This window comes from Vibrio sp. MarTm2 (assembly GCF_027587055.1).
GTDB classification, from domain to species: Bacteria; Pseudomonadota; Gammaproteobacteria; order Enterobacterales; family Vibrionaceae; genus Vibrio; species Vibrio sinaloensis_D.
Genome location: NZ_JAPPTK010000002.1, coordinates 448104 through 465358, shown reverse-complemented (window position 1 = coordinate 465358; position 17255 = coordinate 448104). Strand labels below are relative to the sequence as shown.

Below are 17255 nucleotides of genomic sequence, written 5' to 3'. Positions count from 1 at the left end.
GGCAACAGTTAGAGATAGGGACTTCAAATGTCAGAAAAGAAACAAACTAAGTTTGTCACAGCCGGCCGTGATGGCAAATGGACAAACGGAGTCGTTAACCCCCCAGTACAACGCGCCTCTACCGTTGTCTTCAACACCGTAGCCGAAAAGCACCACGCTACCGTCAACAGAGCAAACAAGACTCTGTTCTATGGGCGCAGAGGAACAAATACCCACTTTGCATTCCAAGACGCGATGGTTGAGATAGAAGGCGGTGCGGGATGCGCTTTATATCCATGTGGCACCGCAGCAATATCAAACGCCATACTTGCCTTTGTAGAGACTGGCGATCACATCTTGATGGTTGATACGTGCTACGAACCTACAAGAGATTTCTGCGACAAGATCATGAAAAAAATGGGCGTAGAAACAACCTATTACGACCCAACAATTGGCGAAGGTATTCGTGAACTCATCCAGCCAAATACTAAAGTTCTATTTTTAGAGTCGCCTGGTTCAATCACGATGGAAGTACAAGACGTTCCAACTCTGTCCCGTATTGCTCACGAAACTGACATTGTTGTAATGCTTGATAACACATGGGCCGCTGGCGTTAACTTTTCTCCTTTTGAGTACGGCGTAGATATCTCAATTCAGGCGGCGACAAAGTACATCGTGGGACATTCCGACGTTATGCTGGGTACCGCAGTCGCCAACGAAAAGCATTGGGATCAATTGCGCGAGCAAAGCTACTTAATGGGCCAATGCGTTTCTCCTGATGATGCCTACTTGGGCCTGCGAGGGATTCGAACCCTAGATGTTCGACTTCGCCAACATGCGGAAAATAGCTTAAAAATGGCAAAGTGGTTACAAAGCCGTCCAGAAGTCGATCATGTTCGACACCCTGCCCTTGAGACATGTCCAGGTCATGAGTTCTTTACTCGCGACTTTACTGGTGGAAACGGTCTGTTCTCTTTCGTATTGAAAACCAGTTATCCTCGCGCGACGACAGCATTGCTTGATGGAATGAAACATTTCAGTATGGGCTATTCATGGGGAGGATTTGAGAGTTTAATCCTTGCCAACGAGCCAAAAAGTTTCAACAGTTTGCGTACCGTCGCGAATCCCAATTTTGAAGGCACATTGATTCGCGTTCACATTGGTCTAGAAGACGTAGACGACTTAATTTCCGATCTAGAAGCAGGGTTGGAGCGTTACAACGCGTTGATTTTAGAGAAAGAAGCGACTGCGTAACGACACTAACAAACTTATAGCCTCGCATTTGCGGGGCTTTTTGTTTTATCTACACTCTTCAATATTTCTCATACCTTTGGTCGAGTTAAACCAATCTGTTGTTTTTTATCTCAAGCTCACGAGTTAACATTTTATTTACATTGTTTCTTGCCTTATCTGTCGCGTTTCTTCTACGTTGTTATTTCTCATCAGAGGTCTAACCAGAAGGAGCAACAATTTGAAACTCTACCAAGCACTGACTCTTTTCGTCTCTTTGGCAATAGTCCAACCCGTCGTCAACCTCGCCCATGCATCAGGGTATACCGAAACCAAGTACCCTATCGTTTTAGTGCATGGGCTGTTCGGTTTTGATTCATTGGCTGGCGTCGATTATTTTTACGGCATACCTCAATCACTAACTAAAGATGGCGCCACCGTCTATGTCGCTCAAGTCTCTGCGACTCATAGTAGCGAAGCGCGAGGTGAACAGCTCTTAAACCAAGTTGAGACGCTACTCGCGGCGACTGGCGCTCAAAAGGTCAACTTGATTGGACACAGTCATGGTGGCCCTACCGCTCGTTATGTTGCATCGATTCGCCCAGATTTGGTCGCTTCAGTAACAAGTGTTGGTGGTGTACATAAAGGGTCAAAGGTGGCAGACATTGTTCGTGGAACGGTACCTGAGGGCTCAATCAGTGAAGGAGTAGCCGTCCAACTCGCACAAGGGCTAGTGACATTGATTAACTTACTGTCTGGAGGCTCCGATCTTGAGCAAGATCCTTTAGCGTCATTAGATGCACTTACGACGGAAGGCTCACTAACTTTTAACCGATATTACCCAGAGGGCATCCCAAGCACCGAATGCGGTAACGGCGACCTGTTAGCATCTAATGGTGTGTACTATTACTCTTGGACAGGTGCGGCAAACTTTACCAACGTCTTTGATCCAACGGACGGTGCCATGATGGTTTTAGGGCTGGCGTTTGATGGTCCAAACGATGGGTTGGTCGCCACTTGCAGTACGCATTTAGGCAAAGTCATTCGCGACGATTACAAGATGAACCATCTCGACGAAATCAATGGGTTGCTTGGTATTCATCATTTATTCGAGACCGATCCAGTAACGCTATACCGTCAACATGCAAACCGCCTGAAACAACAAGGTTTGTAAGGAGTCCGTTATGAAAAAAGTCGCTCTGTTCTCACTGTTTGTCGTTTCCCTTTTTTTCGTTGGAGCGACTTATTTTCATCCGCTGACCTCACCAATGCCAATCAAAGCAGAATCACAACAAGATGTTGCTGTCGACCTTTCTTCCCAAAAGGATTTTTTTGAATATTCGTTAAGCAGTGTTGGCGAGCAGTCGCTTGATCAAGTGCGGACAAATGTGCGTTCTGATGCCGCTGAGCAAACATCGATCAACGTCAGTATTGCGCTCTTTGACACCTACCTCGCCTACAAACGAGCGCTTACGAATCTTGAGCCGTTAGGCGCGACGTCACTTTCAGTTTTGGAGTTACAGCGAATCAATGATGAAATTCTGGCGCTGCAGCGGCAGTTCTTTACTGATGAGCAAATTAAACAACTTTTTGATGAGGAAAACAGGTTACGCCAACTCGCGGTCGACAAACTGGTCATTAAAGAGAACACCTTAGACACAGTAGACCAAAAGCTGCGTTTAGAAGAGCTCTTAATCGCGCAACCAAGTCACATTCAGGAAAGCGAACGAAATAATGCTCTCACTCTTCAACTAGTCAATACATCACAGTTAAGTTCACAGCAAAAGTATCTGGCAAGGGTTGAGTTGGTTGGTGAACAAGGTGCTCAGCGACTGCAAGAACTTGACGACAAAAGGGCCGCCTTTAAAGCGTCCCTCGACCACTACTTCGGCCAACGGTCAGACATTTTGAACACCCCAGGTTTAGGACCTGAAGCAATTCAACAAGAAATCACCACGCTAAGAAATCAGAGTTTTGAACCACACCAACAAAGGCGAATCGAAGCTCTTGAGCGTATTCATGACGAACAATCGAAAAACTAATTAGGCTTTTTAGGGCAACCAATAACATGATCATCCACCATGCCCACGGCCTGCATAAAGGCGTAGCAAATTGTTTCACCCACAAACTTAAAGCCTTTCTTTTTAAGGAACTTACTCATCGCTTTGGACTGTTCCGTAGAGACTGGCACTTGGCTCATATCTGTCCAGTGATTCACAATAGGCTTGCCATCAACAAACTGCCATAGAGCATTAGATAAGCTCCCGTATTCTTCGATTAATTGCTTTGCCGCTTTAGCGTTAGTAAATACCGAGTTAATTTTGCCACGGTGCTTAACCACGTCGAAGTGTTCAACGATGAACTCAGTACGTATTTCATCACGTTGAATGAGCTTATCTAAGTCATAGTTTTCAAATGCTTGGCGATAGCCTTCTCGCTTTTTCAAAATCGTAACCCAACTTAAACCGGCTTGCGCGCCTTCTAACGTGATGAACTCAAACAACAAGTTATCGTCATAAACGGGCACACCCCACTCTGCATCATGATATTCGCGTTCAAGTGGGTGGTTCATCGCCCAAGCACATGTTTTGTTATCCATTTTCAATCCTTATAAAAACGCCCCGGATTCTTCATCAAGGGCGTTTGAAAAACATTATTGGCGAGTTACGCTATTTTGGTATCGCGACCTTGTGGAATAAACGATACAACACTGGCACAACGATTAGTGTCAGAACAGTTGCAAAACCTAAACCAAACATAATCGTTACCGCCATTGGCTTAAAGAATATGTCAGGCAGCAAAGGAATCATGCCGAGAATCGTGGTGATGGCCGCCATACACACTGGACGCACGCGGCTCAGCGCTGCATCGACCACGGCAACATAAGGATCTTTGCCTGAATGCATTTCGATCTCGATCTGATCCAGCAATACGATGCCATTTTTCAAAAGCATCCCCGACAAACTCAAGAAACCAAGCAACGCCATGAACCCAAATGGGGTATTGAGCGCCAACAGTCCTGTCGTCACACCGATAATCGCGAGAGGTACTGTCAGCCACACAATCAGTGGCTCTTTGACTGAGTTAAATAAGAACACCGTCACTAAGAACATGAACAGATAACCCATTGGCATCGTTGTGAACAGCGAAGCTTGAGCGTCTCCAGAAGACTCATACTCACCGCCCCACTCCAATGAATAGCCAGGAGGAAGCTCGATTGCTTCAATTTGTGGCATCAAACGTTTTTGCAACGTCGCCGCCGTCTCTTCACCTAATAGATCGGGATCAGCCATAACGGTTAAGACACGTTTACGGTTTTTGCGCACGATGATCGGGTCTTCCCAGCGAAGGTCATAGCCCATCGTCACTTGTTGCAGTGGAATATATTCACTGAGCGCTGGACTCCAGATCTTCATACCTTCGATGTTGCGGATATCTACACGCTCGTCCTCTGGCAAACGCGCCACGATTGGCATTAGAGTGGTTCCGTCACGATAGACACCCACCGCTTTTCCTGAGAAAGACATCGCGAGAAACTCATCGACGTCTGACTTGGTAATACCATAGCGACGAGCCTGACTTTCATTAAACTGAGGTTCAAGCACCTTCGTTCTTTCACGCCAGTCATGACGGACGTTTGTCGTACCTGGATCCGCGTGCATGATGTCTTCCACTTGCTTAGCAAGGCTACGCAATACGGTAGGATCAGAGCCTACTAGACGCGCCTCAATCTTAGCACCGCCGCCAGGACCAAGCTCAATTTGCTTCAACTTGTAGTTAATCTCAGGGAAGTTCTCTTCTACGTGCAGACGAAAACGTGCCATAAGGTCATGAAGTTTCTCATAATCGGTCACTCGAGTCGTAATCTCTCCGTAACCGGCATAGCTTTTCTCTGGCGCGTAAGTGAGCATAAAGCGCTGCAAACCTTTACCCGCAGTTGTGGTGATATGGTCCACTCCATCTTGCCCAGAGATCCACGTTTCAAGGGCTTTCAACTTAGTGTTGGTCGCTCTAATGTCCGTCCCTTCAGGCAGCCAGATATCCGCTTGGAAAATCGGTGTTGTAGAAGATGGGAAGAACGATTGCTTAACGTGGGTAAAGCCAACCACACTCGCGGCTAATCCAAGGATCAGAACAACGACGGTCAACCAAGCTCGTTTCATACAAAACTCAAGGAAGTTTTTGTACACCACAAAGATCATGCCATTGTACGGGTCGCTCTCTGCGCCATCTTGTTGGACTTTTTGACCTTTAAAGAAGATATCTGCGAAGAAAGGCGTCAATGAAATTGCGGTAAACCAACTCAACATCAACGAGATCAAAAGCACCGCAAACAACGTGCCACAATATTCACCAGTCGCATCTTCCGACAAGCCGATAGGAGCAAAAGCCGTCACGGCAATCACCGTCGCGCCAAGCAACGGCCACTTGGTTTGTGTGACAATATCTGTCGCAGCTTGCAGCCTCGTTCGACCTTTTTGCGTCCCTATCAATATCCCTTCGACCACCACGATGGCATTGTCCACCAACATACCCAAAGCGATAACAAGCGCCCCAAGAGAGATTCGTTGCAAATCGATAGCGAAGTACTTCATGAAGATGAATGTACCGAGCACCGTAAGCAAAAGAATCAAACCGATGAGCAAACCAGAGCGCAATCCCATAAAGAAAAGGAGCACGATGATTACGATAGCAACAGCCTGTCCCAAACTGACGACAAAGCCACTGACTGACTTGTCGACTTCTTTTGGCTGACTGTAAATTTCCGAAATATCGACACCAACGGGTTGCTGATACTTGAGTTCGGCGAAGCGTCGGTCAAAGCGTTTACCAACTTCGACGACGTTTACACCCTGCGCAAAGGAGACGCCGAGGTTGAGCGCCAGATCGCCGTTAAACGTGATGATATTGCTTGGTACTTCAACGTAACCACGTTTGATGTCAGCAACATCCCGCAAGTAGATAAGCCCCTGAGCACCACTCTCCGTTAAGATCAAGTCCCCAAGTTGGTCCACATTTTGGAACTCACCCGTAGGCTGAATACGAATGTACTCGTCACCAATTCGAATCGCTCCTGCATCAGAGACAACGTTTTGAGTAGACAGCAGATTGAACACGGTGTTTGGCGAAAGCCCTAAACTGCTCATGCGTTTCATCGAGATTTCGATAAACACTTGCTCTTGCTGCTGACCCGATACCGAGACCTTACTTACACCATCAATGAGCTCTAATTCTCGTCGCAAATAGTCAACATAATCGAGCAACTCTTTGTAGCTATAACCTTCACCTGTGACCGCTAGTAGGATTCCGTAAACATCACCGAAATCATCAATCACTTGTGGATCATTGACCCCCGGAGGTAACTGACCTTTTAAGTCATTGACCTTACGGCGTAGCTCATCCCAGATCTGTGGCAAATCATCGGGACCATAGTTGTTTTTCATCGTCACCGAGATTTGCGACAAACCCCGACTGGATATCGAGTTCACCTCATCCACATAAGTTAATTGCTGGATGGCTTTTTCCAATGGGTATGTCACTTCTTCTTCGACCTGCTGAGGGGTCGCACCAGGGTAAGAAGTAACAACCATCGCATCTTTGATGGTAAATGCAGGGTCTTCGAGGCGCCCCAATCCAAAGAATGCTGCGGTGCCGCCAATAAGGAAGATCAGCGAGATCATCCAACTGATGACTCTATTTCGAATAAAGTACGCGGCGATGCCCGTTACGTCTTCATCACGTTGAGGCGCGTTGAGATTTTGTTCACTCATGACCCGCCTCCTTCTCAATAACTTCTACATGCATACCTTCCCTTAATCGTGATACGCCTGCGACCACGACAACTTGGTCTTTGTCTAGCCCTTCAAGAACCTGAACGGTTTCCTTATTTGCCTTACCAACAACGACTTTTCTCTTGGTAACCGTGTTGTCAGACTCTACCGTCCACACGTACTTGTTTTCACGCGCTAAGTCATCGCCATCTGCATTGAATATTGACTCAATCGGGACTTGGACACCAGTGTTCAGCTCCAATCCAATGTCTTCGCCTCTAGAAGTCACTTCGACCGCCATGCCATCCAAGATGTACTCTTGCTGTGGCATCGGCATCGACAGTGTCACAGTGAACGTCCCCGTCGCCGGATCCGGCTCTGTAGTAAACTCTTTGATTTTTGCGCTGTATTCATTACCGCTTGGTACTTTAACCACAGCATCGACTTTTTCAAAAGCCTCTTGGCTAGGCTGATTGATGTAGAGGCGATCAGGCAATTGAATCAGGATCTCTACGTTATCTAGACTATGAATATTAACGATTTGCTGGCCAACTTGAATGTTCTCAAACTGATCCGCACTCACTCGAGATATGATCCCGTCAACAGGCGCTTTCAGCTGAGTAAAAGACAATCGTAGCTTCGCTAACTGCAACTCTGCGTAGGCAATTTGACGATTAGCCGCTATTTCATCGAACTGAGACTTGGCAAGTAAGCCTTTGTCGACCAAAGGCTTGGAGCGTTTATACTGACTATCGACGACCGAATAACGAGCACTTGCGTTATCAACATCAAGTTTGTAATCCGTTGGTTCAATCTCGGCAATCAGGTCTCCTTGCTTAACTTGATCCCCTTCCTTGACGTAAATCTTGCTAATTTCACCCGCCACCCTAAAGCTGAGGTGTGAGCGTTCCGCTGCATTGGCAACAGCGGGAAAATACAATCTGTCCTCGCTCACTTCGTGATTCGACAGCTCCAACACTTTTACTTTGGCAAGACCAAAATCGACATATGCTACCTCTCCGCTACAGCCCGCTAAGAACGCTGCCGTGGATAACACACTTATCCCTAACCATTGCTTCATCTTACAGACCTCGCTCTTTGATCCATTCGCGAACTTTAATTCCCGGTTCAATACCACTCACTCCGGACACGACGATTCTCTCGCCATCGGCTAAACCGCTTTCCACTTGTCGCTTATCGTTCAGTTCAACCGCCGCTTTGGAAACAATACCTTGGTCGTCAACACGCCAAACAAAGGTGTCTCCTTGCTCTTCAAACAAAGCGGCTTCCGGAATACGAGTCGCGCCTGTCGATTCGACAGCGACGTGAACCGACCCTGCCATACCAGGTAGGATCCCAGTATCTTCAGGACGTTCCATAATCATGGTGACTTTGTAAGAGCCCGTTTTGGGATCGGCTTCAGTATCGACCTCTTGGAAGGTTAGATCGTAGGTATTTTGCGGAAAGGCATCAAAGGTCATTGTCGCCGTTAGGTTAATCCCTGTAGAAAATCGGCTTAACAAGTGATCGGGGAGCTGGAAAATCACCTTCATCAACTGATTGGTTTGAATGTTTAACACGCCAGACTTAGCGGCTATGTATTCGTGATTCTCTGCGGGAACGAGTGAGATAGTCCCATCATACGGAGCGACTAGTTTGGTGTATCTTAGGTTCGCTTTTGCTTGCTCAAGAGCTGCTTGCGCAGAATTGTGGTTGGCTTTAGCTTGATCAAAATCTTGCTCGGAAACCACTTTATCTTTTCTTAACTTTTTGTAGCGTTGGTATTGAACATCGGCAAGTTTAAATTGAGCCTCTGCCTGCTTCGCCAACAGGGTGTATTCATCAGGGTTTAGAGACGCAAGCACATCCCCTTTTTTGACCCGTTGCCCGGCAACAACATCAATGGTTTGAAGCTGACCAGGTACTCTAAATGCAAGAACTGCTTTATCACCGGCTTCAGAAGTGGCTGGAAAATGGCGTTCAAAAGTGGCATTGCCCACTGAAATAGTGAAGAGTTTCGCAGGCCGAGAATCGGGCTCAGGTACGGGTGGATGCTCCTTACCACAGCCACTGAGTGACGCAGCTATGGCGAGAAGCAGCATTGATTTTTGCATGTCCAATCATCCAGTTATCACAATTAATAACAAAGATAGATGATTGGATTAATGACTTCCACAGTAGGGGTGGTAAAAACTTATTAAAATTAATAATTTGCTAAAAGAAAACGCGACTAAGTCTCAGAAACGACTTACAGCTTGTTAAACTCGCGATTAACCTTAAACGTATCGGATGTGACATACGCCTCGATGGAGCGAATTCGAGTCTCTAGCGTAGAAAAATCATTTTCGAGCGTTGTCAGCAACGCATCAGGCGCTTGGCCCTGAGTCCAAGGTTTACTTTTCAACTTATGCTCTTGTTTGCTTTTCATCGCTTCTACGTAGTTTGGCGGCTGCTTTTCGATCATAAATGCAAATGCAACATACGCGAGTAAAACAAGAAAACTACCACCAAGTAACGCGGCGGATATGACTAAGATTCGGACTAACCATACCTCCAATCCGAAGTAATTGGCCACGCCTGCGCAAACACCAGCAATTTTTCCATTATCAGTATCACGATAAAGCTCTTGTTTACTCATAGCGACGTCTCCATTCAGGCGCCTCTGAATCTAAAATTCTTTCTAGCGTGTTAACACGATCTTGCATCTGATCAGCTTTCTCTGACAAAGATTGCAAGCGTTGGAAATCATCTTCTGATAGTCCACCTGCCGCTTTCTTCTTACTGCGATAGTGTAAGATGAGCCACAAGGGAGCGACAAAAATCAAAAAAACAATCAATGGCCCGGCAATAATAAATGTCGACATAAACAACTCCTACTGATAGCGCTCAATCAGATTGATTTTATAGACAACCGACTGATAATTTAGATAAAACAATTAAGCCTTAGTCACCAATCTAAGTATCAAGCTCAGGCAGTGAAACCTCAATACCTAGATCGGTGCACATTTATTTGAGTTAAAGAATGCGACGGATTATTTCTTCTCTCCCATCTGCTCTTTTAACTTGGCCAGTTCTTGTTCAATCTCATCTTGAGCTTGAAGTTCTGCGAACTCTTGATCAAGCGATTTCGCATTGCCGGTTTTGGAATAGACGTCCGCTTCCGCCTCAAGCTCATCAATTTTTCTCGAATACTGTTCGAATTTCGCCATCGCTTCTGACGTACGAGCAGTATGAAGGTGCTTTTGCACATCGCGACGATTTGACGCAGCTTGAGAGCGAATAGCCAATGCTTGCTGCTTAGCTCGGGTTTCCGTGATCTTAGTTTCTAGCTTACCAATTTCACCCGTTAGCTTATCGATAGTTTCTTCAACAAGCGTTTGCTCAGTATGTAAACCCTTTAAGACATCTTGCAGCTTTTGCTTCTCAATCAATGCTGCTCGAGCCAGATCCTCACGCTCTTTGGTCAACGCCAATGTGGCTTTGGTTTGCCATTGCGCAATTTGATCTTCCAAAGTTTCCACTTTACGTGCCAACTCTTTTTTATCTGCAATCGCTTTTGCCGAGTTAGTGCGCACCTCTACCAAGGTGTCTTCCATTTCTTGAATGATAAGGCGAATCATCTTTTCTGGATCTTCCGCTTTATCCAGTAGTGCGCTGATGTTTGAATTTACAATATCTGCGAATCGAGAAAAAATACCCATAGCACAGCTCCTCATTTTATATGTTGGCACTTAGGCCGATAGTAGTCATTGGGGTTTGAGTCATCATCGAACTCTTTATGTTGGTTTAACTACTCCAATATGTGTGCCAACTTTTTATTCATTAAAAATCATAAACTTAACAAATATCAACTTGCAACCTGATTCAATATGTGATGAATTTAGCCAACTTTAGGTAAATTTGACCAACGGAGTGAAGTCATGCAACAAAACCTGATTGGTGAGTCTCCCGCTTTCCTTGCGGTACTGGATAAAGTATCAAAACTTGCAGCGATTGAGCGCCCTATCCTGATTATTGGAGAGCGCGGAACCGGCAAAGAACTCATCGCGCAGCGTCTGCATTATTTATCTAAACGTTGGGATCAGCCTCTTATCTCGTTGAACTGTTCAACATTGAGTGAGGGGCTTATTGACTCTGAGTTGTTCGGTCATGAACAAGGCGCATTTACAGGCTCAAAAGGCAGGCATAAAGGTCGCTTTGAGCGCGCAGAAAATGGCACTTTGTTCCTAGACGAGCTTGCGACCGCCCCCCTCCTCGTTCAAGAAAAATTGTTGCGAGTGATTGAATATGGTCAATATGAGCGGGTTGGTGGGCACCAGTTGCTCAATGCGAATGTACGTTTGGTGTGTGCCACCAATGCCAATCTTCCAGAAATGGCTGCCAACGGGGAGTTTCGTGCCGACCTTCTCGACAGGCTTGCTTTCGATGTCATTCAACTCCCACCTCTGCGCGAACGAACGGAAGACATCTTGCTTCTCGCCGAATACTACGCAATCAAAATGTGTCGTGAACTCGGGTTCGAGTATTTTGTCGGGTTTAGCGAACACGCAAAGCAGAGCTTGTTAGACTACGCGTGGCCAGGTAACGTTCGTGAGCTAAAAAACGTGATCGAGCGAGCCGTCTATCAACATGGGCAGCAAGACGAGCCTATCTCTCACATGATTTTCGACCCCTTCGCCAATACTTGGTCAGAGCCCGAACCGGGCTCGGAAAGCGAGCTATCAACAAGCAGTGACACCATAACCTTTCCGCTTAATTACAAGCAATGGCAAGAAGAACAAGACTTGAAAATTCTCAATGCCGCCATGGAAGAAGCGAAATTCAATCAAAGGAAAGCGGCTCAATTGCTAGACTTAAGTTATCACCAGCTAAGAGGCATGGTGCGCAAATACAACCTAACTCAGTCTGAGTAACATGACATAAGTTAAGGTTTACTGAGGTTTAACGTAATTATTGATGGTAAACGGGTGGCAGAATAAGGCACAATTGGAGATCCCTTTGTGCTTGTCTTCAGCAGTTAATCTTTCTATGAAAGCATTCTTACAACTTACACTTGGTATATTTAGCTTCAGCCTGTTATCTGGCTGTGGCGAAGCCATCGACCACAATAAAATTCGACAACAAGGGTTTGTCTATTGTGGTCAAGGCGGGCCGGAGACATTTAACCCGCAGTTGATTGACAGTGGCATAACGCCTGAGACCCTCAGTCCGCAACTTTTCGACACCTTGCTTACCCTTGATCCTGAAACGTTCGAGCCCGTTCCAAACATCGCTAAGAGTTGGACAGTGAATAAATCTGGGACGGAGTATACGTTTACACTTCAAGACAACATTGCGTTCCAGTCCGCAGCATGGTTTACACCATCTCGTTCATTAACGGCAGATGATGTGGTCTTCAGCTTTCGTCGCATTATCGATTCTAGTCACCCCTTTCATTACGTAGGTGGTGGGTTATACCCTTGGTTTAATGGCATCGATTTCCAAAACTTGTTGGTTGATGTTGTTGCCTTGTCTCGTCACCAAGTCCGTTTCACTCTGAGTAGACCGGATAACTCTTTTTTGTCCAACATCGCAACCAGCCACGCGGTAATTCACTCAAAAGAGTATGGCAACCAGTTAGAGCTGCGTGACGAGAAAGGGATGATGGACTCTCACCCGATCGGTACTGGTCCGTTTTACCTGTCCGAGTACCAAATTAATGACTTCATTCGACTAAAAAGACACAACGACTATTGGCAAGGCAAAGCCAAAATGAAGCAAGTCGTATTTGATATCTCAAATCGCGGAACCGGAACATTAGCCAAGATGCTTAGGGAAGAGTGCGATATTCTCAACGCGCCGTTATCAAGCCAACTGCCTGTTATTGAGCAACGAGATGATATTAAGCTGACAGCCAAACCTGCGATGAACATTTCATTTGTGGCCATCAATACTCTTCATCCTGCTCTGAATGATTCAAGAGTCCGTAAAGCACTCAGTTACGCGATTAACAGGCAAAACATCCTCGATTCCGTCTATTACGGTACAGGCAGCCAAGCCTATTCTGTGCTTCCACCTTCATCATGGGCGTATCAAAAAGACACAACCCAACTTCGCTATGACCGTAATTACGCAATCGCGTTGCTTCGTGAGGCGGGATACAGCAAGGGCTTAGAGTTAACCATGTCGGTACCTTTAGAGCCAAGAGCTTACAACCCAAGTCCACGCAAAACAGCCGAACTTATTCAAGCTAACCTAGCGGATGTGGGTATAAAGCTAAACCTTATGACCGATGACAGATTTAATCGTACTGAACTCGATGCGAGCGTGGATCTCTATTTAACGGGTTGGATAGCTAATACGGGTGACCCAGACAGTTTTTTCCGACCATTGCTCTCATGTGACTCAAAACGTGTCGGGCTCAATGTTTCGAGCTGGTGTAATCCTGATTTCGATTTTTTGCTCGACCTCGCTCTAGAAGTCGATAAGAAGCGATACCGCTTAAACCTATACAAACAAGCCCAAAATATTTTGAATGAAGAAGTCCCTGTCATTCCACTCAATCACGGAATGCAACTGCAGGCGCAGCATCATTCATTGCAAGGATTTAAAGTGAGCCCGTTTAACGCGCAGCCTTTCGATAATGTAGAGAGGGTCAGATAATGTTTCTTTACACCGTAAGGCGACTTAACCTTTTCATTATCACAATGTTAATTCTGACCATGGTTGGTTTTAGCATTTTACGTTTAGCTCCAGATTCGGTTTGGGCACTGCAAGATTTTTGGCCGGGTTGGTTAACCTACCTAGGTGAGTTGATGCAGCTAAATTTCGGCGTCAATCACTATGGCGTTCCGATCGCTGATGAGCTCGCGGTCGTGTTTCCTGCCACTCTTGAGTTGTGCTTTATCGCGTTTGTTATTTCGCTACTAATTGGCATCCCTATTGGCACTATCGCTGGCATGAAACAAGGAAAATGGGTTGATACGCTTATCTCATTCACCTCTATGTCTGGGTACTCTGCGCCTCTTTTTTGGGTCGCACTACTGATGATTATGGCGTTTTCACTCCATTTTGAGTTGTTTCCTGTCGCTGGCCGTTATGACTTGCTGTATCAAATTGATCACGTGACGGGCTTCGCCATCATCGACGCCTTCTTTGCCGAGGGTCCATACCGTGCCCACGCATTACAGAGTGTGATAGAGCATCTGATTCTGCCTTGCCTAGTGCTTGCACTCGCACCGACTACTCAGGTCATCGGCTTAATGCGTACTTCAGTGGCAGAAGTGATGGGGCAAAACTATATTCGCGCAGCCCGAATCAAAGGTTTATCGACGCGAGAAATCGTCACTCAGCATGTGATGAGAAATGCCATTCCACCCATTATTCCCAAGATTGGCGTGCAGCTATCAAGTATGTTGACCTTGGCAATCATTACCGAGTCTATTTTCAACTGGCCAGGCATCGGTCGCTGGCTGCTCGATGCGCTCTCAAATCAAGATTACGTCGCCATTCAAGCAGGCGTAATTGTCGTGGCCACGCTAGTCTTGACCGCAAATATCTTGTCTGACTTGATCGGCGCGATGATCAACCCGTTAGTGAGGAAGGAATGGTATGCTAACCGATAACATTTATCAGGAAGAGCAGGTCCCGACTCAATTTGAGCGATTCTGGAGAAGCTATCGATCCAACAATCTTGCGATGTTTGGCCTGTGGTGTTTGGGGCTGATTGTCATCATTACCATAATCGCACCTTGGATCACTCCGCACGATCCACAAGCGCAATCGGGCGAACTCCTCATTCCACCCTCTTGGAACCCAGCGGGCACCGTCGAGTACTTTTTAGGAACTGACGATCTCGGTAGAGATATTCTATCGCGCCTAATTGGCGGTTCGCAGCTCACCTTCGGAGCGGCGGTGATTATCACCTTGATTGCGGGTACTGTCGGCTGTTTGATCGGTATTCTTGCCGGGATGACAAAAGGTCTGGTTTCGAGCATTTTGAACCACCTGTTGGATACGGTGATGTCGATCCCTTCACTCTTGCTAGCGATCATCTTTGTCGCCTTTTTGGGGTTCGGCGAGTTCAATATTCTGCTCGCCATCTGCTTGGCGCTCATTCCACGTTTTGTTCGCTCCGTCTATATCGCGGTTCACACAGAAGTAGAGAAAGACTACATCATGGCGGCGAGACTTGATGGTGCCAACGACTTCTACTTGCTGTGGAACTCAATACTGCCAAATATATTGGTGGTTATTGCATCAGAGGTCACCCTCGCGCTATCAATTGCGATCTTAGATATTACCGCGCTAGGCTTCTTAGGCCTTGGCGCGCAGGCACCGAGTACCGAATGGGGCGCAATACTTGGAGACTCTGTTGAGTTAATTTACCTTGCGCCTTGGACCGTGACCTTACCCGGACTTGCGATTATGTTTACAGTGATTGCCATCAACCTTGTAGGTGAAGGTGTTCGCCAAGCCCTTAATGCAGGAATCGAATAATGCCTTTACTTGATATTCGACATCTGACGATAGAAATCGAAACCCCGCAAGGGATGATGAAAGCGGTCGATCGCATGAGCCTGACCTTAAATGAGGGCGAAATTCGCGGTCTTGTAGGCGAGTCGGGCTCAGGCAAAAGCTTAGTCGCGAAAGCCATTGTTGGCGTCTGTAAAGACAACTGGAAAGTGACAGCCGACCGTATGCGACTCGGCAATATTGACTTATTGCAACTCACCCCGCGAGAACGTAGACGCGTCATTGCTCGCGATATTGCCATGATTTTCCAAGAGCCTTCCACTTGTTTAGATCCTTCTGAAGAAGTTGGAAAGCAGCTTATCGAGGCCATTCCATCGAAATCATTCGAAGGGAAATGGTGGGAGCGTTTTAAGTGGCGTAAAAAACAAGCGATTGCCCTACTGCATAAAGTCGGTATCAAAAACCACCGTCAATTGATGAGCAGCTACCCCTATGAACTGACCGACGGTGAGTGTCAAAAGGTGATGATTGCGATGGCCATCGCAGCGAAACCTAAACTGCTGATCGCGGACGAGCCGACAAACGATTTAGACCCGATTACTCAATCGCAAATTCTGCGTCTGCTGAGTCGAATGAATCAGGTTCACAATACCTCGATCATGCTAATCGGTCATGACCTGACAACCATCACTCAGTGGGCAAACCGAATCACGGTAATGTACTGCGGCCAATCCGTTGAATCTGCTGACACGAAGAAGATTCTCGAAAAACCCAAGCACCCCTATACTGTTGCCCTTCTGAAAGCGATGCCTGACTTTAACGACTGGATTCCTCACAAAGAGAAACTACAGTCGCTGCCGGGCTCCATACCTCCACTGCAGCATTTACCCATTGGGTGTCGTTTGGGTCCACGCTGCCCGTATGCACAGCGACAATGTGTCGAAATCCCTATGACGAGACGAATCAAAAATCATAAATTTGCTTGTCACTTCCCACTCAATCACTCTCCAAAAGAGAGGGAGAAGAAAAAAGCATGAGTGCTCTATTAGAAGTCACTGATCTTTCCAAAGTGTTTACTACGCGCTCTGGATTGTTTCGTAAAAAAGTTCACCAAGCGGTTAAGCCTGTCAGTTTTGACTTAGAGGCAGGACAAACCATTGGTTTTATTGGCCAAAACGGTTCTGGAAAGTCGACGTTAGCAAGAATGCTTGCAGGTGTAGTGGAACCCACTCAGGGCGAGATCCGAGTCAATGGTGAGCTTCTGTCGCACAAAGATTACGAAACGCGCTGTAAGTTGATTCGAATGATCTTCCAAGACCCGAACACGTCGCTCAACCCGAGAATTCAAATTGGGCGAATTCTGGAAGGCCCTCTAAAACGAAACACCAGCATGCCTCCCGAAGCACGCATGAAACGCGTTAAGGACACCTTGCTTCGCGTCGGCTTACTCCCTGAGCACGCCTATTTTTACCCACAAATGTTGGCAACGGGCCAAAAACAGAGGGTCTGTTTGGCGCGGGCGCTCATTCTGCAACCTTCCATTATTGTCGCCGACGAAGCGCTAAACGGATTGGATATGGCGATGCGTTCGCAGATCATTAACCTGTTCCTTGAGCTACAAGAAGAGATGGGGGTTTCCTTTGTTTACGTTTCGCAGCATATTGGAATCATGAAACACATCACGGATAAAATAATGGTCATGCATGAAGGTGAAGTGGTGGAAAGTGGCGATACTCAGCAGGTACTCTCTTGCCCTGAACACATCGTCACCCAGCGACTTGTAGAAAGCCATTTCAATAAGTCGACCTGCTTTAAGTAGCA

General features: G+C 46.5%; 16 protein-coding genes. 9 read left to right on the top strand and 7 right to left on the bottom strand.

Features of this window, described 5'->3' with window-relative positions:
• The first annotated feature begins 27 nt into the window (after positions 1-27).
• From OH458_RS06550 to OH458_RS06540, 3 genes are all read left to right on the top strand, one after another.
• On the top strand, positions 28-1233 hold the full coding sequence (locus OH458_RS06550) for a cystathionine beta-lyase (RefSeq protein WP_269977679.1): 1206 nt from the start codon (positions 28-30) through the stop codon (positions 1231-1233).
• A 235-nt stretch (positions 1234-1468) separates the two neighbouring features.
• Complete coding sequence (locus OH458_RS06545; protein WP_269977845.1) at positions 1469-2383, top strand: lipase family alpha/beta hydrolase; 915 nt, start codon at positions 1469-1471, stop codon at positions 2381-2383.
• Positions 2384-2393: 10 nt separating this feature from the next.
• Positions 2394-3251: a lipase secretion chaperone gene (locus OH458_RS06540; protein WP_269977678.1), complete on the top strand. Its 858-nt coding sequence runs from the start codon at positions 2394-2396 to the stop codon at positions 3249-3251.
• On the opposite strand, the gene OH458_RS06535 is transcribed toward OH458_RS06540, so the two are convergent.
• The 7 genes from OH458_RS06535 to pspA all read right to left on the bottom strand — a co-directional run bounded on the left by OH458_RS06535 (position 3248) and on the right by pspA (position 10681).
• On the bottom strand, positions 3248-3808 hold the full coding sequence (locus OH458_RS06535) for a DNA-3-methyladenine glycosylase I (protein WP_269977677.1): 561 nt from the start codon (positions 3806-3808) through the stop codon (positions 3248-3250). The two genes, OH458_RS06540 and OH458_RS06535, sit on opposite strands and share 4 nt — an antisense overlap.
• A gap of 70 nt (positions 3809-3878) precedes the next feature.
• On the bottom strand, positions 3879-6980 hold the full coding sequence (locus OH458_RS06530) for an efflux RND transporter permease subunit (RefSeq protein ID WP_269977676.1): 3102 nt from the start codon (positions 6978-6980) through the stop codon (positions 3879-3881).
• Positions 6973-8061 (bottom strand): efflux RND transporter periplasmic adaptor subunit, encoded by a 1089-nt coding sequence (locus tag OH458_RS06525; protein WP_269977675.1) that lies wholly within the window; start codon positions 8059-8061, stop codon positions 6973-6975. The genes OH458_RS06530 and OH458_RS06525 overlap by 8 nt, the downstream gene beginning before the upstream one ends.
• Position 8062: 1 nt before the next feature.
• A complete protein-coding gene (locus tag OH458_RS06520) occupies positions 8063-9094 on the bottom strand; it encodes an efflux RND transporter periplasmic adaptor subunit (protein ID WP_269977674.1) in 1032 nt (343 codons plus the stop codon).
• 134 nt (positions 9095-9228) lie between these two features.
• Positions 9229-9618 carry an envelope stress response membrane protein PspC gene (gene pspC / locus OH458_RS06515; protein WP_269977673.1) on the bottom strand — a complete coding sequence of 130 codons (390 nt, stop codon included), beginning with the start codon at positions 9616-9618 and terminating at the stop codon, positions 9229-9231.
• Entirely contained in the window at positions 9611-9844 is a 234-nt protein-coding gene (pspB, locus tag OH458_RS06510) for an envelope stress response membrane protein PspB (RefSeq protein WP_005470370.1), read from the bottom strand. Before pspB ends, pspC begins: the two co-directional genes overlap by 8 nt.
• A gap of 168 nt (positions 9845-10012) precedes the next feature.
• A complete protein-coding gene (pspA, locus tag OH458_RS06505; protein WP_269977672.1) occupies positions 10013-10681 on the bottom strand; it encodes a phage shock protein PspA in 669 nt (222 codons plus the stop codon).
• A 219-nt stretch (positions 10682-10900) separates the two neighbouring features.
• On the opposite strand from pspA, the gene pspF reads away from it, so the two are divergent.
• The 6 genes from pspF (at position 10901) to OH458_RS06475 (ending at position 17253) form a co-directional block, all read left to right on the top strand.
• Positions 10901-11893 carry a phage shock protein operon transcriptional activator gene (pspF, locus tag OH458_RS06500; protein ID WP_269977671.1) on the top strand — a complete coding sequence of 331 codons (993 nt, stop codon included), beginning with the start codon at positions 10901-10903 and terminating at the stop codon, positions 11891-11893.
• A gap of 115 nt (positions 11894-12008) precedes the next feature.
• A complete protein-coding gene (sapA, locus tag OH458_RS06495) occupies positions 12009-13622 on the top strand; it encodes an ABC transporter substrate-binding protein SapA (RefSeq protein WP_269977670.1) in 1614 nt (537 codons plus the stop codon).
• Positions 13622-14584 carry an ABC transporter permease gene (locus OH458_RS06490; protein ID WP_038138643.1) on the top strand — a complete coding sequence of 321 codons (963 nt, stop codon included), beginning with the start codon at positions 13622-13624 and terminating at the stop codon, positions 14582-14584. The genes sapA and OH458_RS06490 overlap by 1 nt, the downstream gene beginning before the upstream one ends.
• Positions 14571-15458, top strand: coding sequence for a putrescine export ABC transporter permease SapC (gene sapC, locus OH458_RS06485; protein ID WP_038189384.1), 888 nt, complete (start codon positions 14571-14573; stop codon positions 15456-15458). Before OH458_RS06490 ends, sapC begins: the two co-directional genes overlap by 14 nt.
• Positions 15458-16471, top strand: coding sequence for a peptide ABC transporter ATP-binding protein (locus OH458_RS06480; RefSeq protein WP_005470366.1), 1014 nt, complete (start codon positions 15458-15460; stop codon positions 16469-16471). Before sapC ends, OH458_RS06480 begins: the two co-directional genes overlap by 1 nt.
• A complete protein-coding gene (locus tag OH458_RS06475) occupies positions 16468-17253 on the top strand; it encodes a peptide ABC transporter ATP-binding protein (protein ID WP_005470433.1) in 786 nt (261 codons plus the stop codon). The genes OH458_RS06480 and OH458_RS06475 overlap by 4 nt, the downstream gene beginning before the upstream one ends.
• Positions 17254-17255 lie beyond the last annotated feature (2 nt).